This window comes from Rhodococcus sp. DMU1, assembly GCF_012272955.1.
Classification (GTDB): Bacteria; Actinomycetota; Actinomycetes; order Mycobacteriales; family Mycobacteriaceae; genus Rhodococcus; species Rhodococcus aetherivorans.
The window spans coordinates 5,310,665-5,333,553 of record NZ_CP050952.1; the positions used below are offsets into that span (position 1 = coordinate 5,310,665).

At 67.1% G+C, this 22,889-nt stretch carries 19 protein-coding genes; 6 read left to right on the top strand and 13 right to left on the bottom strand.

Going from position 1 to position 22,889, the window contains the following annotated elements; translation table 11 throughout:
- Positions 1–199: 199 nt before the first annotated feature.
- The 9 genes from HFP48_RS24180 to istA form a co-directional block, all read right to left on the bottom strand.
- The gene (locus HFP48_RS24180; protein ID WP_168580179.1) at positions 200–787 is read right to left on the bottom strand and encodes a peroxiredoxin; all 588 of its coding nucleotides are present in this window, start codon (positions 785–787) and stop codon (positions 200–202) included.
- 110 nt (positions 788–897) lie between these two features.
- On the bottom strand, positions 898–1,452 hold the full coding sequence (locus HFP48_RS24185; RefSeq protein ID WP_348983353.1) for a DoxX family protein: 555 nt from the start codon (positions 1,450–1,452) through the stop codon (positions 898–900).
- A gap of 440 nt (positions 1,453–1,892) precedes the next feature.
- Entirely contained in the window at positions 1,893–2,531 is a 639-nt protein-coding gene (gene folE / locus HFP48_RS24195) for a GTP cyclohydrolase I FolE (protein ID WP_168580181.1), read from the bottom strand.
- Positions 2,528–3,154 (bottom strand): VOC family protein, encoded by a 627-nt coding sequence (locus HFP48_RS24200; RefSeq protein ID WP_168580182.1) that lies wholly within the window; start codon positions 3,152–3,154, stop codon positions 2,528–2,530. Before HFP48_RS24200 ends, folE begins: the two co-directional genes overlap by 4 nt.
- Before the next feature lie 133 nt (positions 3,155–3,287).
- Positions 3,288–4,493: an amidohydrolase family protein gene (locus HFP48_RS24205; protein WP_168580174.1), complete on the bottom strand. Its 1,206-nt coding sequence runs from the start codon at positions 4,491–4,493 to the stop codon at positions 3,288–3,290.
- A 1,152-nt stretch (positions 4,494–5,645) separates the two neighbouring features.
- Entirely contained in the window at positions 5,646–8,969 is a 3,324-nt protein-coding gene (locus HFP48_RS24210; RefSeq protein WP_168580183.1) for a protein kinase, read from the bottom strand.
- Positions 8,970–9,080: 111 nt separating this feature from the next.
- Positions 9,081–9,362: a hypothetical protein gene (locus HFP48_RS24215; protein WP_168580184.1), complete on the bottom strand. Its 282-nt coding sequence runs from the start codon at positions 9,360–9,362 to the stop codon at positions 9,081–9,083.
- A gap of 470 nt (positions 9,363–9,832) precedes the next feature.
- Positions 9,833–10,603, bottom strand: a complete 771-nt coding sequence (istB, locus tag HFP48_RS24220) for an IS21-like element helper ATPase IstB (protein WP_102032129.1) — start codon at positions 10,601–10,603, stop codon at positions 9,833–9,835.
- Positions 10,600–12,111 carry an IS21 family transposase gene (gene istA, locus HFP48_RS24225; protein ID WP_168580001.1) on the bottom strand — a complete coding sequence of 504 codons (1,512 nt, stop codon included), beginning with the start codon at positions 12,109–12,111 and terminating at the stop codon, positions 10,600–10,602. Before istA ends, istB begins: the two co-directional genes overlap by 4 nt.
- A 904-nt stretch (positions 12,112–13,015) precedes the next feature.
- Here istA and HFP48_RS24230 point away from each other — a divergent pair.
- The gene (locus tag HFP48_RS24230) at positions 13,016–13,957 is read left to right on the top strand and encodes a diiron oxygenase (RefSeq protein ID WP_029546368.1); all 942 of its coding nucleotides are present in this window, start codon (positions 13,016–13,018) and stop codon (positions 13,955–13,957) included.
- Positions 13,958–14,042: 85 nt separating this feature from the next.
- On the opposite strand, the gene HFP48_RS24235 is transcribed toward HFP48_RS24230, so the two are convergent.
- The gene (locus HFP48_RS24235; RefSeq protein WP_168580185.1) at positions 14,043–14,969 is read right to left on the bottom strand and encodes a DUF5996 family protein; all 927 of its coding nucleotides are present in this window, start codon (positions 14,967–14,969) and stop codon (positions 14,043–14,045) included.
- A gap of 249 nt (positions 14,970–15,218) precedes the next feature.
- Here HFP48_RS24235 and HFP48_RS24240 point away from each other — a divergent pair, with 249 nt between their 5' ends.
- The 3 genes from HFP48_RS24240 (at position 15,219) to HFP48_RS24250 (ending at position 18,620) form a co-directional block, all read left to right on the top strand.
- Positions 15,219–16,331: a glutamate--cysteine ligase gene (locus tag HFP48_RS24240; RefSeq protein WP_168580186.1), complete on the top strand. Its 1,113-nt coding sequence runs from the start codon at positions 15,219–15,221 to the stop codon at positions 16,329–16,331.
- Between the two features lie 174 nt (positions 16,332–16,505).
- Entirely contained in the window at positions 16,506–17,018 is a 513-nt protein-coding gene (locus HFP48_RS24245; RefSeq protein WP_006930353.1) for an OsmC family protein, read from the top strand.
- A gap of 276 nt (positions 17,019–17,294) precedes the next feature.
- Positions 17,295–18,620: a bifunctional o-acetylhomoserine/o-acetylserine sulfhydrylase gene (locus HFP48_RS24250; RefSeq protein ID WP_168580187.1), complete on the top strand. Its 1,326-nt coding sequence runs from the start codon at positions 17,295–17,297 to the stop codon at positions 18,618–18,620.
- Between the two features lie 66 nt (positions 18,621–18,686).
- Here HFP48_RS24250 and arsA read toward each other — a convergent pair whose 3' ends face one another.
- From arsA to HFP48_RS24265, 3 genes are read right to left on the bottom strand one after another with little or no spacing between them, the layout of a single operon-like run.
- Positions 18,687–20,477 carry an arsenical pump-driving ATPase gene (gene arsA, locus HFP48_RS24255; RefSeq protein WP_168580188.1) on the bottom strand — a complete coding sequence of 597 codons (1,791 nt, stop codon included), beginning with the start codon at positions 20,475–20,477 and terminating at the stop codon, positions 18,687–18,689.
- A gap of 26 nt (positions 20,478–20,503) precedes the next feature.
- Positions 20,504–20,890, bottom strand: a complete 387-nt coding sequence (gene arsD / locus HFP48_RS24260) for an arsenite efflux transporter metallochaperone ArsD (RefSeq protein WP_006945082.1) — start codon at positions 20,888–20,890, stop codon at positions 20,504–20,506.
- A 23-nt stretch (positions 20,891–20,913) separates the two neighbouring features.
- Entirely contained in the window at positions 20,914–21,330 is a 417-nt protein-coding gene (locus tag HFP48_RS24265) for a low molecular weight phosphatase family protein (protein WP_029546373.1), read from the bottom strand.
- Positions 21,331–21,401: 71 nt separating this feature from the next.
- Here HFP48_RS24265 and HFP48_RS24270 point away from each other — a divergent pair, with 71 nt between their 5' ends.
- Positions 21,402–21,803: a metalloregulator ArsR/SmtB family transcription factor gene (locus tag HFP48_RS24270; RefSeq protein WP_043797947.1), complete on the top strand. Its 402-nt coding sequence runs from the start codon at positions 21,402–21,404 to the stop codon at positions 21,801–21,803.
- Positions 21,800–22,879: an ACR3 family arsenite efflux transporter gene (gene arsB, locus HFP48_RS24275; RefSeq protein ID WP_050035983.1), complete on the top strand. Its 1,080-nt coding sequence runs from the start codon at positions 21,800–21,802 to the stop codon at positions 22,877–22,879. The genes HFP48_RS24270 and arsB overlap by 4 nt, the downstream gene beginning before the upstream one ends.
- The last annotated feature ends 10 nt before the right edge of the window (positions 22,880–22,889 follow it).

Below are 22,889 nucleotides of genomic sequence, written 5' to 3' on the forward strand. Positions count from 1 at the left end.
CTCGTCGGAGTCGGGATAGGTACAGGAAGGCGTATCAGCAATCAGGAGAGAGACTGCACAAGTCCGTCGTGCACAAGGACGAGTCCCACGTCGAGGAGGAAACTCATCCGCTCGGAATGCTGGTTCGCAGCCGGTATGGTGCCGCAGCGTGAAGTGTTGACGCTGAAGCGAGAAGGGCATTTCAATGGGATCGGCCGACTCAGAAGGCTTCCTTGAGATGTTCACCAGCATCGATCGTGGGATCGCCCTTCCTCCAGTTGCAGGCGCACAGCTCGGTGGACTGTAGGGCATCGAGCACGCGTACCACCTCGTCGACGTTCCGTCCTACGGACCCAGCGGTGACGGAAACAAACTGAATCTCGTTGTTCGGGTCCACGATGAAGGTTGCCCGGTCGGCGATGCCGTCAGAATTGAGAACACCGGTGGCCGAGGTCAGCTCACGCTTGAGGTCCGACAGCATGGGGAAGGGAAGCGACTTCAGGTCCTCGTGTTGGACCCGCCACTGGAAGTGGACGAACTCGTTGTCGACGGATACACCGAGCACTTGCGCCCCGCGATCGGCGAACTCGTCGTTCAGTCTGCCGAAGGCTGCGATTTCGGTAGGGCAGATGAAGGTGAAGTCCTTCGGCCAGAAGAACACGATGCGCCATTTGCCGGCGTGGTCGTCGCTGGTGACTTGAGTGAAGTAGTCATCTGACTCGTGAGCGTCGACCTGGGACAGGTCGCCACCGACGACGGACTTGAGGTTGTAGGCAGGGAATTGGTCACCGATAGTCAGCAAAGCCATAAGAAGTCCTTGTTCTTGTTGTCGTGCTGTCGATACGTAGGCGTTCTCGGAGAATACGTTCCTACAGAAGCAATAATGGGGTGACTTGAGCCGCCGACCACAATGAACGCTCAGCTAGCGGCCTGCGCAGGAACAGAAGCCCCGATGCTGCCGGACTGGGAATCGTTGGTCGCGCCTGGCCGGTTCCAGAACAGAGCAGTGTGGAGCAAGGCAGATGTGGCCCCTACGGCCACTGTCGCCAGCGCATAGCGAGATCCGCGGCGACGTCGAAAGAACGTGTACCGGTCTACGCTCCGATGCCCGGGTTCGAGAGCGACTATCGCGACACTGCCCAGGGCGAGCGTCATCGCATACTCGAACCCTTCAGCAGTGATGAAGAATCCGTTAGGGGCGTGCACGGCTCGCGTTGCCACACCCATTGTGGCGACCACGGCAGCTGCACTTGCAGGGGTACCGAGCCCGGAAATGAGTCCGAGTCCGGAGAGGATTTCTACCCCGGCACTTGCACGTGCTTGCCGTTTGGGATGCCGGAAACCGATCGATTCGAACCATCGAGATGTACCTTCGATCGTGCGGCCATGCTTGATCCCGTGAGCAAGCATTGTGCCGCCGATTGTCACCCGCAGCAAGAGCTCGGCGAATCCCGATCCATCAGTACTACGCACAGTTTCCTTTCCGCCTGCCAAGATTCGTCTTGTCCAGGTTCTTGCGAATCGAACGTTCCGTCCCGTGGGGGGCTCTTCGAGCTCGGGGCCCGATCTCGCCTCCCTGCACCAATCGTTTCAGCGACGTTGACGAACTTTGCGCAGAGCTTTTTCCAGTTCCCGATCGCCGACATCGGACGCAACCAACTTCTGCATCTGTGCCACCACGACGGGACAGCGAAGACACCGCGGTCTGCTGCGGCAGCAGCCGGGCTTCGGGCTGAGTTGGGCGACGTCCGCCGCCCTCAGCTGCCTACCGGCGAATCGACTCAAGAACATGTCGTACTCTCCTCGAGAGGACTCGAAGTGAACCGTCCGGCTCGCCGCACACTGGGGCAAGTGCAGCTGTGAGTCCCTATCCCCCACTCGTATGCAGGTGACTGCGGCTGAGCGGCACGTGATCAGATTCCAGTGAGAACAAAGAACTCTTGCCTCGAACGGGGGTCATCGCGAAAAGAGCCCAGCAGAGTTGACGTGACCGTGGTAGCGCCGATTGCACGTACGCCTCGCATCGACATGCAACTGTGTTCAGCTTCGATCACCACTCCCACGCCTTTCGGGCCGAGCCTGTCGACCAAACAGTCCGCGATCTGCTTTGTGAGGCGTTCCTGCACTTGAGGTCTGCGGGCGAAGAACTCGACGATTCTGGCCAGTTTGGAAAGGCCCACGACTCTGGCCCCGGGGAGATAACCGACATGTGCGACCCCGCTGAAGGGCAACAGGTGATGTTCGCACACGGAACGCATGGGTATCGACTTGGCGACTACGAGTTCGTCGTACCCTTCGTCATTGGGAAAAGTGGTCAATTCGAACGATTGCGGCGTGAACAAGTCCGAATACGCACGAGTCATGCGTTTCGGTGTATCCCTCACGCCGCCCGAGTCGACATCGATGCCGAGAGCGCGAAGGAATGCTTCGGCCGCCGCCTCCGCAGCGCACAAATCCGCAGGCTGTACCTCGCCGATGACACGAGCATCTGCGTGTGTCGGGGACGGCGCTTCCTGTGGCCGGTAGACGAGGTTACCGTTCGGCGAGGTCATGGTTGGTCTACTCGCAGAGCCGGCACCGGGTCAGGATCACGGAACCAATCTGTCGGGCGATGCTCGTCCCACTTCGGATGGCTTCTGTCGAAAGTGGCAATTTCCACCGGAATTCCGTCCGGGTCATAGAAGTAGAGGGATTCCACCCATGCCTCGTAGTCTCGGGCGATGATCTTGCTCGTCTTCACCCCATGGCTCTCGAGGTGCTCCTTGAACCAGACGACATCCTCGTGAGTGTCGACGTTGAACGCGAGGTGGTCGAACTTGCGGGGCGTCCACTGCTGTTCGGGAACGCCGGGCCACAGCCATTCGGCGCTCACAGAGGGCTCCGCATGCTTCGGTGCACCGGAAATTCCGGGACCTCCGATGACGATCAGTGACAGGAGGTTTCCGTTGCCCATGTCGAGAAAGGTGTTTTTCAGGATCTGGTACCCGCGTCCCGGGGCGGGGTAGTCCGCGGTTGTGCGGATGACAGTCATACCGAGGATGTCGCGATAGAACCGGACACTCTGGTCCATATCCGACACAATCAGCTGAATATGGTTCACTCCCGCCAGCCGGCCTGTCGCAGGACCCGCTTGGGTGAGAATTTCGGGTTTGCTGTCCGTAGCATCCGTTGTCATTTCAATTCTCCTGTTACCGAAATTGTCGTACAGGCGCAGCCTCATGTGTAAGGCCGGGGGCCGAGCGGCGCTCTGGGGTGTGGGGTGGGGGCCCCAGAGCGCCGCGGGGGTGTGTTGCCGCAGTGGCGTGGTGTCAGACGGTGACGGCCTGGTGGGGGTTGACGCCCTGCTTTTCCAGGGCCTTGGCGTAGAGCCGGGCCGCGTTGTCCCACAGCACGGCGCGGCGGACCTCTTCCGGTTGCCGACCGAGGACGAGTTCGATGTTCTCCTCGAGGGTCGGCCGGTGGTAGCCGGTCGGATGCGGGAAGTCCGTCTCGAACAGGATCGGGCGCAGCGAGAGCGTCTCGAGGTGGTAGTCGTCGAGCTCTTCGAACCAGAAGTTCAACGACACCTGCCGCTTGAAGAAGTCGCTGGGCAGCATGTCCCCGAACTCCGGATGGGACCGGAAGACCCCGTTCTTCTGGAAACGCTTGTCGAGCGCTTCGAGCACGAACGGTGCCCAGCCGATCCCGCTCTCCACCGAGACGAACTGCAGCGTGGGGAACCGCGCGAGGATGCCGGACATCAGCAGGTCACCGACGATGACCGCGTTGGCGAGGTACATGTGCGGCCCGTCCCGGGCGATCAGCGCACCGCCGGTGACCTCGTCCTCTTCGTTGCGCTTGAGCAGCTCCCGGAAGTCGCCACTGGCGGTGTGGAAACTGACCGACAGCCCGGCCTCCTCGCAGGCCTTCCACAGCGGATCCCATTTGCGGCTGCCCAGCGGCGGCTGCCCGTGCTCGTGCGGGGCGCCGGTGGTGACGATGCCACCGAAACCCGCGTCCGCCAGGCGTTCGATCTCGGCGAGGGTGGCCTCGAGATCCCAGTACGGGATCACCATCATGGGAATGAACCGGCCCGGGTACTTCTGCACCCATTCGAGCTGGAAATCGTTGTACGCGGCCAGGTGCGCCATCGCCAGCTGCGGGTTGGGATGCTGCACGAACGGCTTCCAGTCGAACCCGGCGAGGTTGGGGTAGAGCACCTGCATCTCGAAGCCCTGCGCGTCCATGAACGCCACCCGGGCGTCGACGTCGTACGCCGCCGGGTTCGCCTCCTCGAGCCGCGCCGGCCCGGTGCCGTCGTGGACGTCGGAGTTGTAGTGCTTCCACCCCCAGTTCGCCCAGGTCCATGCGCCCTTGAGCGGCTCGTCGCCGAAGAACCACAGATCCGACTGGGTCTTGTCGTCCCACTTGACGTGCAGAACGTCCGAACCCCACGCCTTGGGCAGGCGATCGGTCCACAGATTCGCCGGCTCGATGAGATGAGTATCGGTGTCGATAACCCTGTACTTGCTCACGGCACCACAATCCTTCCTGACTCGGTACGTGATGAGACCCTCTAAATCATCTATAGGAACTCGGTCTGTGTCAACCATCACCCGCATCTGCTGTCGTCGCGTCACCGCCGTACCGCCGAGACGCCGACCTCCCACCCTTCCCCCTCGGAACGCCCGGCCGACGAGCCCTGGGGTCTCAGTAGAGCTTCCCGTCTCCCCCTCGACCCGGCACGAATGGGCAGGAAGATAGGTAGGTCGGCCATTACGTGCCTGACCCTCCATTGCGGATCCTTGGTTCGCCGCCGAAGACCTGATCCGCAGGAAAGCACATGACGCAGTTCGGTCCGAACCGTTCACTCGATTCGCTCTCAGCTCCGGCAACTCGTACTGAAACAAGCACTCTCGGCGATCCGGGCACCACCGGGCGCTCCCCGGATTCGCACCCTGAATGCCGAGCACTTCTTCTCAGACGATGCCAGACCTGTAGGGAGTTCCTGCCACCCATGGCGGCCCGATGCCCTTGCGGCAGCGACAAGCTGCGCCCCTGCGCCTCAGCCGGCCGAGGGATCGTCATATCATCTCGGATTGTCTACTGCACGCAACGTGAACACGGACCGAGAACGTATCCCCGAGTCCTTGCCATCGCAGCCCTCGATGAGGGGCCATGGATCTTCTGTTGGCTCGCAGTTTCGGTCGCCTCCCCCGAACGCTGGAGACGAATCTGCTTGCAGGGTACCGACACAGGTGACCGATTCCCTCTGTTCGGACTCACCGAGACGACAAACCGTCTTGCACGAAACGCCGCGCCGTGGCGGTGATCACCGGCGCGGGGGACATAGAGCGCCTGGGTGATACCAGCGTGACAATTCCGCAGCCTCGTGAAGAACGGGATTGAAACTCCGACGGTGCACGACGCGCCGACCGTAAGAACGCATCCCGAACTCGGTCACTGCCGATGTTCTAGGACCAACATGGATATCTCAGAAAGTCTCTGGAAGATATAGGATTCGAGAATCGTCATGCTCGCACACTTGCGAGGAGATGGCACCCCACCCGCGCTGGCCACCGAGACCAGGAGCCGGACCTTCGACTCTGCATAGCACCCGACCGCCTCGGGAAATCGCTTTGCTCCGCCGAGCGGTACAGCTGCACAGGCCCGGCACCGCCTGCAGTTCACGCTTCCAGACCCTCGGCGCCTTGACCCCCTGTACTCGAGTGCTCTTCAGCGGCCCGTTCGACGACCCAGGCGGCGATTTGCGTCCGAGAAGTGAACCCAAGCTTGGCCAGCACGTGCTCGACATGTGCGTGCACAGTCCGCTCCGAGATGACGAGCCGAGCGGCGATCGCCTTGTTGGTCAGACCTTCCGCCACCAACTCCGCCACCTGCTGCTCGCGCTTGGTCAGACCCGCAGACGACCCGGGAGCCAACGAGCCCACCGCACGCTGGTGCTCGCCCACTGCATAGGACACCGCAGCATCGAGCCCCAACGCGCTCCCCTTCCGGTACGCAGCGGTAAACGCGCGCTCACCCAAGACGCGGCGCACAGTGCGCTCACACTCGGCACGACGAGTCAACAGAGGCGGCGTCCGAACTGCCACTCCGCCGACACTGCGCCTCACCTCGTCTGCTGCACCCATCAAGACAGCAGCGCGCCGGGCGTCCTGGTCGTCGCCGGCGATGCCGGCGAGCGCCTCGAGACATGCCGAAGCGATAAAGGGATCGTTCACCGTGCGGGTCAACCGCAACGCCTGCTCGAGCAATCGCGCGGCCCGTCGACGATCGCCCTGCTCCCACACCACGACCCCCAATGCCCACAACGAATGGGACCTGTACACGGTCTCACCCCGCGATTCCGTGATCGCGAAGACCCGTTCGTGGCACGTTGTCGCACGGGCAGTGTCCCCCCGCAATCCGTACGCCCAACCCAACGATTGCAGGATGTGCACGGTGGTCTGAGAAACGCTCGTGCCCGTGTCGAGCAGCGTGCGAGCCTCCTCGAGCGAGCGACACGCTCGGTCGAGATCGCCGCTGTAACCCGCCTGCATACCGTCGGCGTACGCGTACCACCCTCGCATCACCGGATCTGAGGTTCGCTCGGCCAGCACATGTGCCTCGTCCACCAGCGCAGCGCCGGCAGCAAGATCCCCCTGTCTTGCCGCGAGCACACTGGCAACGAAGAGGGCCTTGGCACGCTCCGTCGAGGTCTCGCCGCAATGATGAGACAAGGCGTGACCGAGCCAGCGCCGTCCCTCCCCGAACAACCCCCGACAACTCCAGAAGGGGAACAAGGCAGCAGCGATCTGCAGTCCTGCAGCAACATCGGCATCATCGGAATGAGACAGCGTGAATTCCAGAGCTGCACGGATATTCGGTTGCTCCCGATCGAGCCGGGCAATCCACTCCAGCTGCCGGGAACTGATCCATTCGCCCTCGGCTTCGAGGACAAGGCGTCGGCACCAATTGCGGTGCCGCCGACGCACACGCTGCTGCTCACCACTGTCGATCAGCTTCTCCCACCCGTACTCACGCACGGACTCGAGCATCCGGAAACGGACCACACCGCCCTGCTCGTCGCGGATCAGCACGGACTTGTCGACCAGGGCGGTCAGAACGTCGAGCACGTCGTCAGGCCCGTCCTCGAGCCGGCACACATCTTCCGCGGCAGCGAGTTCACACCCACCGGTGAACACCGCCGCCTGCGCCCACACCTGCCGCTCGGCCCGGGTGCACAACTCGTAACTCCAGTCGACACACATACGCAGCGTCTGCTGGCGAGCCGGGGCCGTGCGGCTACCACGGGTCAACAGAGAGTATCGGTCGGTCAGCCGCTGAAGAATCTGCTCACACGACATCGCTCGCAGCCGGGCGGCGGCAAGTTCGATCGCCAGTGGCAACCCATCCAGGCTCTGACAGATGCGCGCCACCGTCGCCCTGTTGGCGTCGGTCAGCTCGAATCCCGGTGCGACGGCGGCGGCACGCTCGGCGAACAAGGTCACCGCGTCGTAGCGGGGCAGCCGCCGCAACGACGGCGCCTGGCTCAGGTCAGGTACCGCCAGCGGCGGTACCGGCAGCACCGACTCCCCCGCCACGCCCAGGGCTTCTCGGCTGGTGGCGAGCACTCGCAAGTGTGGACAGCTGCGCAATAGCGTTTCCACCAGCTGCGCCACCGCATCGATCAGCTGCTCGCAGTTGTCGAACACCAGCAACAACGTCCGCCGCGCCAGAAGATCGACAAGAAGCTCCGATATGTGCCCCGACGAGCCGACGCGCAGACCCAGGGTGTCCGCCACGACGCCGGCCACCAACGACGGGTCGTGCAGTCGCTCCAGCTCGATCAGCCACACCCCGTCCGGGAACTCCCGCCGCATGTTGCCGGCCACATGCAGGGCCAACCGGGACTTGCCGACACCACCGATACCGGTCAACGTGACCAAACGAGACGCCGACAACCGGTTCTTGACCCCGGTCATCTCTGCGCGTCGCCCGACGAAACTACTCAACTCCAGCGGGAGATTTCCCTTCACCCCGGAACGGAACGGCCGGGGTACCGACCCAGGGGTCTGCTCCGGTTGCGGTCCGTCCACCCCGCTGTGCGGATCCGTAGGCACCGCCATCTCGTCCAGAGGGAAACCGTAGCGCACCTGCAATGCCCGCAGCTCCTCGCCGAACATCGCAGCGGACGGACGTTCAGCGGGATCACGCGACATCGCCTTCTCGACAACCGCGCACAACTCCTCCGGCAGGCCCTGGTCGCGTAGATCCGGCACCGGCTCGGTGGAGATGCGCAGGAACTGCGCCACCATCTGCTCCCCGCCGCGCCGCTCGAACGCGGCATGTCCGGTCAACGCGGCAAACAAGGTCGCACCCAACCCGTACACATCCGCAGCCGCCGTCGACGGGCCCCCAGCGAGCACCTCCGCTGCGGTGAATGCCGGAGACCCGGTCACCACACCGGTGGCCGTGCGGAACGCGTCGGCCATGTGCGCGATCCCGAAGTCGGCCAACACCGGCTCGCCGTAGTCGGTAAGGAGAATATTGGCAGGCTTGACGTCACGATGCAGTACGCCCAGTCGATGCGCCGACTCGAGCGCACCGGCCATCCTCACCCCCAGCCGCAGGGTCTGCTCGACAGACAACGGCCCATGCCGGCGGATCCGCGCGTCGAGCGAGTCCTGCGCGTGGTACGGCATCACCAGATAGGGGCGGCCGCTGCCGGTGACCCCGACCTCCAGCACATGGACGATGTTCGGATGCCCGGTCATCTGCCCCAGCGCTCGCTGCTCCCGAAGAAAACGCGACCGATTCTCGTCGTCCAGATCGGCGACAAGCACCTTCACCGCAACCGTCCGGTTCAGGGCCACCTGGTTACAGCGATAGACCACCGCGAAACCACCACGCCCGATCTCCTGAGCATCTTCCAGCCCCTCAGCACCGAGCTCCGCGGCAACCGTAGGGGTCACGTCGCGCTGGGTATCGAACGGAGATTGTTCAGTCATCACCTTCGTCCATCGAACCTACTGCACAAACAGTGCCTGCAGAGTCCTCTCAACCAACCGGTACGACTCACACTACCCCGCCTGAGCAGGCCATAATCGCCTGGCCAAGTGTCATTCCTGCAGTCCGATGAGGGCATAACCAAGCTCGTGCGCTGCGGGATCAATCGCATCCCCGAGGGCAGGATGCGCGAGGGGCAACGACGGCTTGAGCCGGGCAGGGAACGCCTCGACGGGGCACACGAACAGCGTGATCGACGTCGCACGAGTGAACCGACCGCGGTAGACGATGCCGTGAATGGTGCACACCCCGTGCCGCGAACGACTATGGGGGGCTGAGTCGAGAGCGTAGTTCCGCTGACGCAGGTAGACCACGTTTCTCACGATCTTGGACACGTCGAGCAGCCGCAGCGAGCGGGTGAACCACTGCCGGTGAAGTACTGGCTACCACTCTGGCGGTCGATGACGCGAGGCCTGGAAGACTTCGGTCGCCGCACCGCACCACGACGACTGGACGCGCCGTACAGATGCCGTAGTCGGGATGGCCTCCGCGCTGTCGCGGATGGTGATCAAACCGCGATCACCGCGATACAGCGGCCCGCACGCTTGAACAGCGGATCCAGCACAGCCGACGCGTGTTTTCCGCCGATACTTCACAGGCACATTGGCTGTGCCTCAAACCGCACCATCTCGGGCGCGTAGTCCGCCCGCCACTGCCGGTCCAATTCGAGCCGGCTCTCGTAGAGTGTCAATGGACATCTGGATCTGACTGCGGGCGGACATGAGGGCTGACCGTGGGCGGACATGTGGGGCTGACCGGTGGCGGACACGAATCTGCCCGCGGGGTGTCCGCCACCGGGTGGTGGTCAGGTCAGAGCTTTGACTCCTTTCCCGTTGAGGGCTTGGGCCAGGCGCACGGAGTCGCCGCTGGTCTGGCAGAGGTGGGCGTGGTGCAGCAGCCGGTCGACGGTGGCGGTGGCCAGGGTCTTGGGCATCAGCTCGTCGAAGCCGCTGGGGTGCAGGTTCGACGAGACCGCCACGGATTTGCGTTCGTAGGCGGCTTCGACGATGCGGTAGAGCCCTTCGGCGGCATCGGCCCCGACCGGGAGCAAGCCGACGTCGTCGATGACGACGAGTTCGGCGCGGACGATCTTGGCGATCGCTTTGCCGAGGGAGTCGTCGGCGCGGTGGGAGCGCACGAGCACCCCGATCTGTTCGAGGGTGAACCAGGCCACCGGCATGCCGGCCTCGATGACGCGTTGGCCGAGGGCTTCGAGGAAGAACGTCTTGCCGGTGCCCGAGGGGCCGCAGACGACGAGGTTCTCGCGCCGGTGCACCCATTCGAGGGTCTTGAGGGCGTGTTGGGTCGGCAACGGGATCGACGAGGCGGTCTCGTCCCAGACGTCGAAGGTCTTGCCGGTGGGAAATCCGGCGGCCTTGCGGCGGGAGGCGAGCATCGACCGGGCCCGCCCGGCCGCCTCCTCCGCCAACAGTGCTTTGATCACCTCGGTGGGGTCCCACCGCTGCGAGCGGGCGGTGGCCAGCACGTCGGCGGCGATCGCACGGGCATGCGGCAGCCGCAGCTGCCGCATCAGGGCCTCGACGTCGGCGGACAGCGGTGCCGTCGTGGGGTTCATGCGCCCACCTCCTCGTCGGGTCCGGTGGCGCCCAGCAGGGTCCATCCCCGGGTTCCCTGGGCGAGGGAGGTGTCCTCGCGGGCTCGGTGGCGGGTCGGATCCAGGCCCTTGGCGCGCAGGATCGAGTCGAGGTCGCCGGTGGCGAAGCGGCCGTGCACCGCGGCGTGCCCGAGTGCCCAGTCGACGTCGGCGCGGTCGACGAGGGTGGACAGTGCGACCGCATGGGCCATCTTCTGCCCCATGCGTTCGGTGCCGACGGCGGCGGCTTCCTTGAGCCAGCAGGCCGCGCCCTCGCCGATGGCGAGGAAGGCGTGTTCGGCGGCGGTGCGGGCACGGACCCGGTAGTCGCCGGGGACCGTGGCGCGGTGGTCGGGGAAGTGTCGGTCGTCGATCGCGGGGCTGCCGACGGTGGTGCGCCGGTGCCGGGCGACTTCGACCGGGCCGCCGTCGTCGAGGGCGCAGACGACGATCTCGTCGGTGCCTGCGTGGTGGCGCACCCACACGCTGTGCCCCAACAGTGTTGCCGGAACGGAGTATTGGCCGTGTTCGAAGGTGATCATCGGGGTGGTGTCGGGGACACGACGGGTGACCCCGAGCGCGGCGGTGTGCGGCAGGTCCGGTATCGCGTGCAGCCGGGGGCGTTCCTCGGTGAGCATCTCGGCCGGGACGCGGCCGGTGGCGCGGTGGGTGCGGGTGTTGACCTGGTCCATGAACTCCGCGGCGGCCGCCTCGACCGCGGCGACGCTGTCGTAGCGGGACAGCAGGTTCGTCTCGGTGGGCACGATGTCGGCCTTGGCGAGTTTGACGGCGTTCTCCACCCCGCCCTTCGAGGCGGGATCGGCCGGAGCGCAGGTCAGCACCGAGATGCCGTAGTAGCGTCCGAACGTCACCGCCTGCCGGTTCCGGACCGGGACCCCGGCGATGTGACCGGTGGTGACGGTCTTCTCGTTGTCGGTGAGCAGGTAGGTCGGGGCGCCGCCGAGGATGCGGAAGACCCGGTCGAGGCCGGCGAACACGCTGGCCGCGGTCCGGTCCCGCAGCACGAGCACCACCCGGTACCGGCACCACGCCAGCCACGCGACGAGCAGGACCAGTTTGCGGCCGTCCACGACCGGACCGTCCCCGAAGTCGTACTGCAGCCACAACCCCGGTTCGGTCACCCACGGGCGGTGCACTCGCGTATTACCCAGTCGCCATTGGGTTTTGATCTCCGACAGTGCCCGCCGGGTGGTACGGTCGGTGCCGGTGTAGCCGAGTGCCTGCAACCGCCGGTGCGCGACGTCGCCGCGGATCTTGCCGCGGGACTCGGCCACCCACCCCTCGAGCACGTCGTGCCAGTCGTCGATCAACCGGGCGCGCCGCACCGCCGGCGGCAGCCCCGCCGCCCGGCCCTCGACGGCCTTCTTGACGGTGTTGTGCGAGCAGCCGCACAACTGCGCGGCGGCACGGTACGAGCCGGTCAGATCGTAGGCATTGAGTATGTCCATCAGTTCTCCGTCAGACTTCACAGTGGTCCCTCCCGGGGCGTTCGATTCGACTAGGCATCGCAATCGAAACCACGGGAGGGGCCGCCCCGGCGCGGACGCGCCGGGGCGAATGGGATGGTCTGGGCAGATTCGTGACCGTCGATGGTCACTTTCGTGTCCGCACACAGTCGGCTCTTATTGGCCGTCAGCGGTCATCTTCCTGTCCGCGTACGGTCAGGTTCTCATGTCCGTCGACAGTAGAGGACATGGCCACCGTTGTTGGTGGCCGACTAAGACATCCCTGCATAGTGCCGCCGACGCCGGTGACTCCGCATGCACCGCACCGGCAGTCCCGGATCATCCGATGCGGATCCGCTGCAGCGATCGTCGTCGCGACAGGAGCGCCGATGTCCTGCACGTACCGGACCTCGACCTCACTGGTTTGGGGCACTTCTACAGTTGTCGACCCGAGTGACACGAGATCTGGAGGTGACACCGTCTCGTGGATGTCCTGTGCCACTCGACCTGAGGCACGAGCAGGGCGCTGACCTGGGTGCCTCAGAAATGTGGCACGGCGGCTCGTCGGTGTTCGTGCCACACTCCTGAGGCAGGTGGACGTCGGGCGAGTGGGCCATCTTTCAAAACGTGCAGGTAGACCGACCGCCCGCCTCAACATGATGGCGGCCGTGCAATCTCGCATACACGCGCTGCCGCGGTCGTCGTCACCGAAGCCGCCGGTCCGCGCAGACCCGAACTCGGAGTCGCTCGCTATGCGCTGCCGCACGGGATGCAGCAGGCGAGCTGGGCGCTCGGGGCGGTGGCGCTGGTCGGAGCGGTGTTATGCAGGCGATGGGCGCCTGGACGGCCACGCCCCGTTGTGCGCCGGAGACCAACGAGGTAGCCTCGGATTAACAGTTACCAGTCGTCACACTAAAAAGGTGGAGACATGACCGCATCGCTCACCCGCCCGTCGGAAGCCGAGAGCACGGGCTTCGTCCCCGGCGTCCCGCTCTCCGACCGCGAGGAGACGGCGCAGCGCCTGCTCGCCTCGTCGGCCCGCAAGTCCTACGACCCGACGGTCGAGGTCGACTGGGAGGCCCCCGTCCCCGCCGACAAGTACGGCATGACCCCCGAGTGGAGCACGCTGTACGGCACCGCGCTGTGGGACGAGATGACCGAGGAACAGCGCATCGAGCTGACCAAGCACGAGGCCGCGAGCGTCTCGAGCGTGGGTCTGTGGTTCGAGATCCTGCTCATGCAGATGCTGCTGCGCGACGTCTACAACCGCGACAAGCACTCCCGCCACGTCCAGTTCGCCCTCACCGAGGTCGCCGACGAGTGCCGTCACTCCGTCATGTTCGGCCGCGCCGGCGAGCGCCTCGGCATGCCGGACTACGGTCCCGCCCGCTACATCCACCGCCTCGGCCGACTGTGGGGCGGATTCTTCCGGGGCGCCAACGCCTACGCGAGCGTCATGGCCGCCGAGGAGATCCTGGACATGATGCAGCGCGACTTCATGCGCGACGAACGCGTCCAGCCGGTCACGCGCACGGTCAGCAAGATCCACGTTCTCGAGGAGGCCCGGCACATCCGGTTCGCCCGCGAGGAGGTCGCGCGCCGGCTGGCCGGCGCGAGCCGTGCCCGCCTGCAGTTCGAGCGCATCAACACCGCCGTGACCGTGTACTTCGTGGTCAAGAGCATGATCCACCCCGACGTGTACAGCAACGCGGGCGTCGACCGCGACCGGGCAATCGCCGAGGCCCGGAACAACACCCACTACCACGACCGCGTGCGCAAGTCCGGCGCCAAGCTGATGACGTTCCTCGACAGCGTCGGCCTGATCGGCGGTCCGTCGAAGATCCTCTACAAGAAGGTCCATCTCCTCTGAGCCGCCGCCTCGGAGGTCGCGCGAGCTCGTGGGGTCTCGCGCGACCCCACCCGGCCGTCGGGCCGCCCGGATTCGTCGAACGTGCTCACTGCGGTCGACGCTCGAGGTAGGCCCGATCCCAGTGGCCGAGCTCGGCGGCTGCCTCATAGGTGCTGCGCAGGAACCGCAGCAGTTCCGCGTCGGGGTCGGCGGCGGTCCGCACCGCCTCGTACGGCAACAGGAACTCACCCAGCTCGGCGGAGTAGTAGGCGGCGTCCGGGCGCACCGGATGCGCGGCGAAGCCCTCCGGTGCGGGGTAGGCGTAGGAATAGAAGGCCCCTTCGTCCGCACCGCCGGGCCAGAATCCGCAGCTGCTGAGCTCGTGCGAGTACGCCTCGGTCATCACCCAGTCGGCACAGTTGGGGATTCCTCCGGGGTGCGGTGGCGCGGTGCGTCCGGAGAAGCGGGTACAGGCGAGATCCATCGCGCCCCAGAAGAAGTGCACCGGACTGACCTTGCCGAGGAAGTCCCCTCGGAACTCGTGGAGGATGCGGTCGGCCTGGAGCAGTTGCCGCCAGAAGAGGTGGGCCGCATCGGGGTCGTACGTGTTGTGCTCGCGGTCCTGCGCGAACGGGATCGCCGGATCCACCTCGTTGGGGGTGCCCTGGATTCGCGTGGCGATGCCCAGCTCGTCCAGGGCGCCCAGAGTGCGGGAGTAGAAGTCCGCCACCGATTGTGCGGTGAGCGGGACGAAACGGCTGCCGCCGTCGCTCGAGCGGATGTGCAGGCGGTGCTCGCAGAAGTCGAACTCGATGTCGAAGGTGGCGTGCCGGTAGGGGATCGACGAGGTGCCCAGCCCGCGTGGAGTGACAATCAGCGTCGCCTGCCACCAGTGGTTGACCATCGGCGCGTGGGCCAGCCGGATCTTGCCGACGATCTGCAGCCACATGTGCAGGGTGTCCCGAGTCGCGGCCCAGTCGGCCGTACGCAGAGTCGGCCACGCCCCTCCGGGAACCGGTGTCGATTCGTTCACTACGCCTCCCACGGTCCGGGAATCGACCCTACTCGGCCGGACCGCCGGGCGGGGCGGTGTCGACGGGATTCTCCGCTCCGGCCGAGGCACCGGTCCTGTGCGTGTTCGTCGCCCGCGGAGCCGGGGAGGACCGTACTGTGCGGGCGGCGACGCACGCCGATCCGCCAACCCGGATTCGTGCAAGTGCTGCAGCACCGTCCCCGGCGGCGCAGAATTCAGGTACGAACCGCGAGTCCCGCCGGGAGCACCATGGCCACATCGTCCGACCTCCCCACGGTGGGGGTCGAGGAGGAGTTCCTCCTCGTCGACGCGGAAACCGGGGAACCCGCCGTCAACAACTCCGAGGTCGTCGCGCAGGCCCGCGACCTCGGCGTGGAACTGCAGTACGAGCTGGACCGGTGTCAGGTGGAAACGGCGTCGGGCGTGTGCCACGACGCCCTCGAGCTGTACACCGACCTGTCCACCCGGCGGTCCCTGGTCGCCGAGGCCGCCCGCCGCTGCGGCTCCCGGCTGGTGGCGGTCGGTGTCCCGGTCGTCGGGTCGCGCGAGCTGCCGGTCACGGCGAAGCCGCGCTACCTGCGCATGGAACGCGTCTTCGGCATGCTGGCCCGGGAACAGGGCATCTGCGGCTGTCACGTGCACGTGGCCGTGCCGGATCGCGCCACCGCCGTGCAGGTGAGCAATCATCTCCGGCCGTGGTTGCCGTCCCTGCTGGCGCTGTCGGCCAACTCCCCGATCCACCGCGGCGTCGACACCGGGTACGCGAGCTGGCGCTCGATCCTGTGGTCGCGCTGGCCGAGCGCCGGTCCGCCACCGTACTTCTCGTCCCTCGAGGAGTACGACCGCACCGTCGCGGCGATGCTGGAGTGCGGCAGCATCCTCGACAAGGCGATGGTCTACTGGGACGTCCGCCCGTCGACCAATTTCCCCACTGTCGAGGTGCGGGTGTGCGATGTCCCCTCGACCGTCGCCGAGACGGTCCTCGTGGCCGTCCTCGTCCGCGCTCTGGTGCTCACCGCTCTGCGCGCCCTCGATGCCGGCCGCATCGCCGAGCCGTTCTCCTCCGAAGTGCTGCGGGCCGCGTACTGGCGCGCGGCGCACGACGGGCTGCCCGGTGACGGCATCGACCTTCCGTCGACCGCCCGTCGCCCGACCGCGCACCTGCTCCGGGCGATGATCGAGCACGTCCGGCCGGCCCTCGAGGACCTCGGCAGCTACCAGCACGCCCGCGAGGGTCTGCACACCGTGCTGGCGTGCGGCAACGGGGCCGTCCGGCAGCGGCGGGTGCTCTCGGCCGGCGGCACCGCCCGGGACGTGATCGCCCGGCTGGCCGAACTGACGCCCGCCGGGTGCACCCACTGAGCCGCGGAACACACGCACCTATCCCTAGCTTTCCGGTCGGGAATTGGTTACGGTCTGCGCCGTGCTCCTGCTGACCCGTCGCCGCCACATCGACTTCGCCCGCACGGCGACGTCCACGTGTCCGTGCCCGTAGGCCCGCCTCTCCCCCGAACCGACTGTCGAGGAAGCACATTCATGACCACTGCTCCGTCCACCCACCTGCGCGCCGTCGTCGACACGAATCGTGAGGCGATCGCCGACGACCCCACCCGGGCTCACGCCGTCTTCCGCGCCGAAGCGCACGGGCACGACGCCGTCGCCAGCACCGTCGCCCTCGGCAGGTTCAGCGTCGAGGTCGACGAACCGCCGGCCCTGGGCGGGGAGAACACCGCACCGAACCCCGTCGAGTACTACCTCGCCTCGCTGCTGTCCTGCCAGGTGGTGACCTACCGCGTCTGGGCGGAGCGGCTCGGGATCCGCGTCGACGACATCTCGGCGCGCGCCGAGGGCGATCTGGACGTGCGCGGGTTCTTCGGCTTCGACGACGTCCGCCCCGGATTCGGGGAGGTGCGGGTCGCCGTCACGCTGTCGGGACCGGAGCCGCGCGAACGCTACCTCGAACTGCAGGAAGCGGTGGACGCCCACTGCCCCGTCCTCGATCTGACGCGCAACCCCACCCCGGTGCGGACCGTGGTCGAGATCGCGTGAATTCCGGGGAGCGCTGGTCGGCGCCCCGCACACCAGATAGTGTCGGGCGCGTGAGCCGGACACGAATGCAGGCAATGCCGGGGCCTTCCGCCCGCTGCCGGGCCGTGCGCATGTGTATCTGCGGGTGTCCGGCCGCCTGACCGGCCGCACCCGGACCTCGCCCGTATAGGGCATCCCGATTGTGCATCCGACGTGGCGTTCCCCGTGTCGAGTTCCGCGCGGGAACCGTCACGTCACCTCGAGACGATTGTCGAACGAAAGACGGAGCAGCAACCCATGAGCGAAACCCCCGCAACCGATCCCGCCGCCGGCTGGAGCTTCGAGACCAAGCAGATCCACGTGGGCCAGCCCGGCGGCGGCGACACCCGCGCCCGCGCCCTGCCGATCTACCAGACCACCAGCTACACCTTCGACAGCACCGACCACGCCGCCGCCCTGTTCGGCCTCACCGAACCGGGCAACATCTACACCCGCATCATGAACCCCACCCAGGACGCGGTCGAACAACGCATCGCCGCCCTCGAAGGCGGCGCCGCCGCCCTGCTGCTGTCCTCCGGCCAGGCCGCCGAAACCTTCGCCGTGCTCAACCTCGCCGCCGCCGGCGACCACCTCGTCTCCAGCCCCTACCTCTACGGCGGCACCTACAACCTGTTCCACTACACCCTGCCCCGACTCGGCATCGAGGTCACCTTCGTCGACGACCCCGACGACCTCGACCAGTGGCGCGCCGCGATCCGCCCCACCACCCGCGCCTTCTACGGCGAAACCATCGCCAACCCCAAGAACCACCTCCTCGACCTGCCGGGCATCTCCGGGGTGGCCCACGAGCACCACCTGCCGCTGATCGTCGACAACACCGTCGCCACCCCCTACCTGATCCGCCCCCTCGAGCACGGCGCCGACATCGTCGTGCACTCGGCCACCAAATACCTCGGCGGCCACGGCACCGCCATCGCCGGCGTCCTCGTCGACGGCGGCACCTTCGACTGGACCGCCACCGGCCCCGACGGCACCGCGCGGCACCCCCAGTTCGTCACCCCCGACCCCAGCTACCACGGCGTGGTCTACGCCGACCTCGGCGCCCCCGCCTACGCCCTCAAGGCCCGCGTGCAACTGCTGCGCGACCTCGGCTCCGCGGTGTCCCCGTTCAACGCCTTCCTCATCGCCCAGGGCCTGGAAACCCTGTCGCTGCGCATGGAACGGCACGTCGCCAACGCCGCCCGCGTCGCCGAATTCCTCGACGGTCGCCCCGAGGTCACCTCCGTCGCCTACGCCGGCCTGCCCTCCTCCCCCTGGTACCGACGCGGCCGGCAGCTCGCCCCCCGCGGCACCGGCGCCATCGTCACCTTCGAACTCGCCGGCGGCGTCGACGCCGGCAAGAAGTTCGTCGACGCACTGACCCTGCACAGCCACGTCGCCAACATCGGCGACGTCCGCTCGCTGGTCATCCACCCCGCCTCCACCACCCACTCCCAGCTCACCGCCACCGAGCAACTCGCCGCCGGCGTCACCCCCGGCCAGGTCCGCCTCGCCGTGGGCATCGAAGGCATCGACGACATCCTCGCCGACATCACCACCGGCCTCGAGGCCGCCGGCGCCTGATCACGGCCGCACGCATCGATCCCGCCCCGGATGCCGGGGCGGGATCGCGCATGTCGGAACCGGGCGCTACCGCACGGCGACCGGGGCGGACACTTCGCCGAGCGCCCTGAGCGCCGGCACCCCGACCGGTTCGGTCGCGAGCAGCGGCACGACCGCGTAGCGATCGGCGAGTTCGGTACGGATCTTGTCGATCTGCTCGAGCTCGGCGGCGGCGCGGCGGCGCAGCAGCGGCGCGGTGGGCGCGGCGGCGGCCACGGAGTTGTCGATCACCCACGCCCAGGGGTGAATACCGGCACGTTCGAGGTCGGCCTGGAGCCCGGCGGCCTCGAGCACGGGGGTGGTCTCGGCGAGGGTGATCAACAGGACCTTGGTCGAAGCCGGGTCCTGCAGGCGCATCATCGGGGTGACGGCGTGCAGGCCGGGGCCCAGCTGCCGGGTGACGTCGCGGTGGTAGGACCCGGTGGCGTCGAGCAGCAGCAGGGTGTGGCCGGTGGGCGCGGTGTCGACGACGACGAACTTGCGCCGGGACTCCTGGATCACTCGCGAGAAGGCTTGGAAGACAGCCACTTCCTCGGTGCACGGGGAGCGCAGGTCCTCGGCGAGGGTCGCGCGGCCCTGCTCGTCGAGGTGCGCACCCTTGGTGGCCATCACCCGCTCGCGGTAGGCGCGAGTGGCCTCGGCGGGATCGATGCGCGAGACGTGGAGGTGTTCGACGTCGCCGTGCAGGGTCTCGGTCAGGTGTGCGGCGGGGTCGGTGGTGGTCAGGTGGACCTCGTGTCCGCGTTCGGCCAGGGCCACGGCGACGGCCGCGGCGACCGTGGTCTTCCCGACCCCGCCCTTGCCCATGCACATCACGAGACCGTGCCCGTCCCGCTCGATCTCGTCGATCAGGGCGCGCAGCGGTGCATCCGCGACCTCCGACACCGCGCCGGTCTCCGGCGGGAGGTCCATGCCGCCGTCGGCCGTCTCGAACAGCGTCCCGAGGGCATCGAGACCGATCATGTTCGCGGCCTTGAGCTCGATCAGGTCCAGTGGCAACGGTTTCAGCGCCGCCGGCATGCCCGCCAATGCGGCCTGTTCGCGACGGTGGATCGCGAGGGCGAGAGGGTCCGTGTCGCCGGACGGCGCCGGCAGGACGCCGTTGACGACGACGTGCTGGCGGCTCAGCCCGAGGGTGGCGAGTTCGCCGTGCGTGCGGTCGATCTCGGCGAGGGCGGAGCGGGTGGCGCGGGCGACGAGCACGAGCCGGGTGCGCTGCGGGTCCGCCAGTGCGCCGACCGCGGCGGCGTACATGACCTTCTGCTTGTCGAGCCCGGCGAGCGGTCCGAGGCACGACGCGTCACCCTTGCCCGCCTCGAGGAACTCGGTCCAGTTCCCGGGCAGCTGCAGCAGCCGGATGGTGTGTCCGGTGGGGGCGGTGTCGAACAGTACGTGGTCGAACGAGGCGATCTCGCCGTCGGTGTCGGTCAGCAGGGAGGTGAACTCGTCGAAGGACGCGACCTCGGTGGTGCACGAACCGGAGAGCTGCTCGGTGATCGAGGCGATCTCCGCGTCGGGCAGCAAACCCCGCACCGGTCCGACGATGCGTTCACGGTAGGCGTCGGCGGCCTGCTCGGGATCGATCTCGAGCGCCGACAGGCCCGGCACCGCGGGAATTGCGGTGAGGGCGTTGCCGATCGCCAGGCCGAAGACCTGGCCGACGTTCGAGGCGGGGTCCGTCGAGACCAGCAGCACCTTCTTCCCGGCGCGGGCGAGGCTCAGCGCGCTCGCACAGGCGATGGAGGTCTTGCCGACGCCGCCCTTGCCGGTGAAGAACACGAACCGCGGCGGGTCGGTCAGGAACGTGGGGGTGGTCATCCGGTGATCTCCTCGTCCTCGACAGCTCAGCAGCAGGTGGAGTCGCCGGGTGTGCAGCAGGCATCGTCCGCGAGATTCAGCATCGTCGCGCCGACGGGCGCCTGCGCGGCGTCGAGTCCCGCCCACGCGGCGAGCTGGGTCCGATCGGGGTAGCGGCCGGTGAGCACGGTGACGTCGTCGACGAGCACGAGCGGCAGACCGGCGGAGCCGGCGACCTCGAGGAAGCGCTTGACGGCGGGATTGTGCGCGAAGGCCAGCGGATCGTTGGCGAGGTTGTGCCGGGTGATGGCGGCACCCTGATCCTTCAGCCACTGCATGTCGGCCGTGAAGGTGACGAGGTTCCGGTCCACGTCGTCGCCGCACACGCCGGTGTTGCAGCACAGGGCCGGCTCGAAGACTGCGATGGTGCTCATGAGTTTCTCCTGGATCGGTCGGATCAGCGGGTGGGGGAGGCGGAGTCGAGCAGGCGGGCGGCGAGCGCGTCGACGCGGGCGGCGATGTCGTCGCGCACGAGGCGCATCCGTTCGATGCCGTCGATGCCGCGCTCGGACGGCTCGTCGGTGTCCCAGTTCTCCACGTACGCCGCGTCGACGCGGGCGTCACGGCCGAGGGTGACGACGAGGTCGACCTCCCGCAACAGCTGCGGATCGATCGGCTTGGGGTACTCGCCGTCCACCGGTGCGCCGACCTCCTCGAGCGCCTGCACCGAGAGGGCGTTGAGCGCCGGACCCGGTGCCGTTCCGGCGGAGTGCACGGCGATGCGGCCGCCGGCGGCCTGGCGCATCAGCGCGGCGGCCATCTGGGACTTGCCGCCGTTCTTCACGCAGACGAACAGCACCGAGGGTGTACGCACGTGAGGGTTTCCTTCCGACCGGGCCGGCTGTCCGTTTGACGCCGTGTTTCGACAACCGTCAATATAGACGCATGCCGAATCAACCGCCGCGCGGGGACGAGCCCTGCTGCCCGCCGCTCAGCCGCGAGCCGCTCACCTCCGATTGGGCCGGTGACCTGGCCCGCATGTTCAAGGCCCTGGGCGATCCGGTGCGTCTGCGGATGCTGAGCCTGATCGCCAGCCACGAGGGCGGCGAGTGCTGCGTGTGCGACATCTCACCGTCCTTCGACCTGTCGCAACCGACCATCTCGCACCATCTGAAGGTGCTGCGGGAGGCCGGCCTCCTCGACTGCGAACGTCGCGGCACCTGGGTGCACTACCGGGTCGTCCCCTCCGCTCTGGCCCAGCTGTCCGCGGTGCTGTCCGTCGAATCCGGGATCGTCGCGAACTCGTCCTGCACGCCCGCCGTCACCCTCGAGGAGGTCGCCTCGTGACCACCACCAGCGACCACCCGGCCGTGGTCGGCAAGCTGTCCACACTCGACCGGTTCCTGCCGGTGTGGATCGGCGTCGCCATGGTCGCCGGCCTGTTGCTCGGCCGCCTGATCCCGGGCCTCGGCGACATCATCTCCGCCGTCGAGATCGACGGCATCTCGCTGCCGATCGCCCTCGGCCTGCTGATCATGATGTACCCGGTGCTGGCCAAGGTGCGCTACGACCGGCTCGACACCGTCACCGGCGACCGGCGGATGCTGATCGGCTCGCTGGTCCTGAACTGGATCGTCGGGCCGGCGTTGATGTTCGCCCTGGCCTGGCTGATGCTGCCCGACCTGCCCGAGTACCGCACCGGACTGATCATCGTCGGTCTGGCCCGCTGCATCGCCATGGTCATCATCTGGAACGACCTCGCCTGCGGCGACCGCGAAGCCGCCGCCGTGCTGGTCGCGCTGAACTCCGTCTTCCAGGTGATCATGTTCGCCGGCCTCGGCTGGTTCTATCTCTCGGTGCTGCCGGGCTGGCTCGGACTCGAACAGACCACCCTCGACGTCTCGCCCTGGCAGATCGCCAAGTCGGTGCTCATCTTCCTCGGCATCCCGCTGCTCGCCGGTTTCCTCACCCGGCACTTCGGCGAGAAGGCCAAGGGCCGGACCTGGTACGAGCAGAAGTTCCTGCCCAGGATCGGGCCGTGGGCCCTGTACGGGCTGCTGTTCACCATCGTGATGCTCTTCGCGCTGCAGGGCGAGCAGATCACCTCCCACCCGTGGGACGTCGCCCGCATCGCCCTGCCGCTGCTGGCGTACTTCGCGATCATGTGGGGCGGCGGCTATCTCCTGGGCGCCGCGATGGGTCTGGGCTACGAGCGCACCACCACCCTCGCGTTCACCGCGGCCGGCAACAACTTCGAACTCGCCATCGCCGTGGCCATCGCCACCTTCGGCGTCACCTCCGGGCAGGCCCTCGCGGGCGTCGTCGGGCCGCTCATCGAGGTGCCCGTGCTCGTCGGCCTCGTCTACGTCTCGCTCGCCCTGCGCAAGCGTTTCACCCCCTCCGCCACCCCCGCTGCTTCGTGAAGCCCGAGAG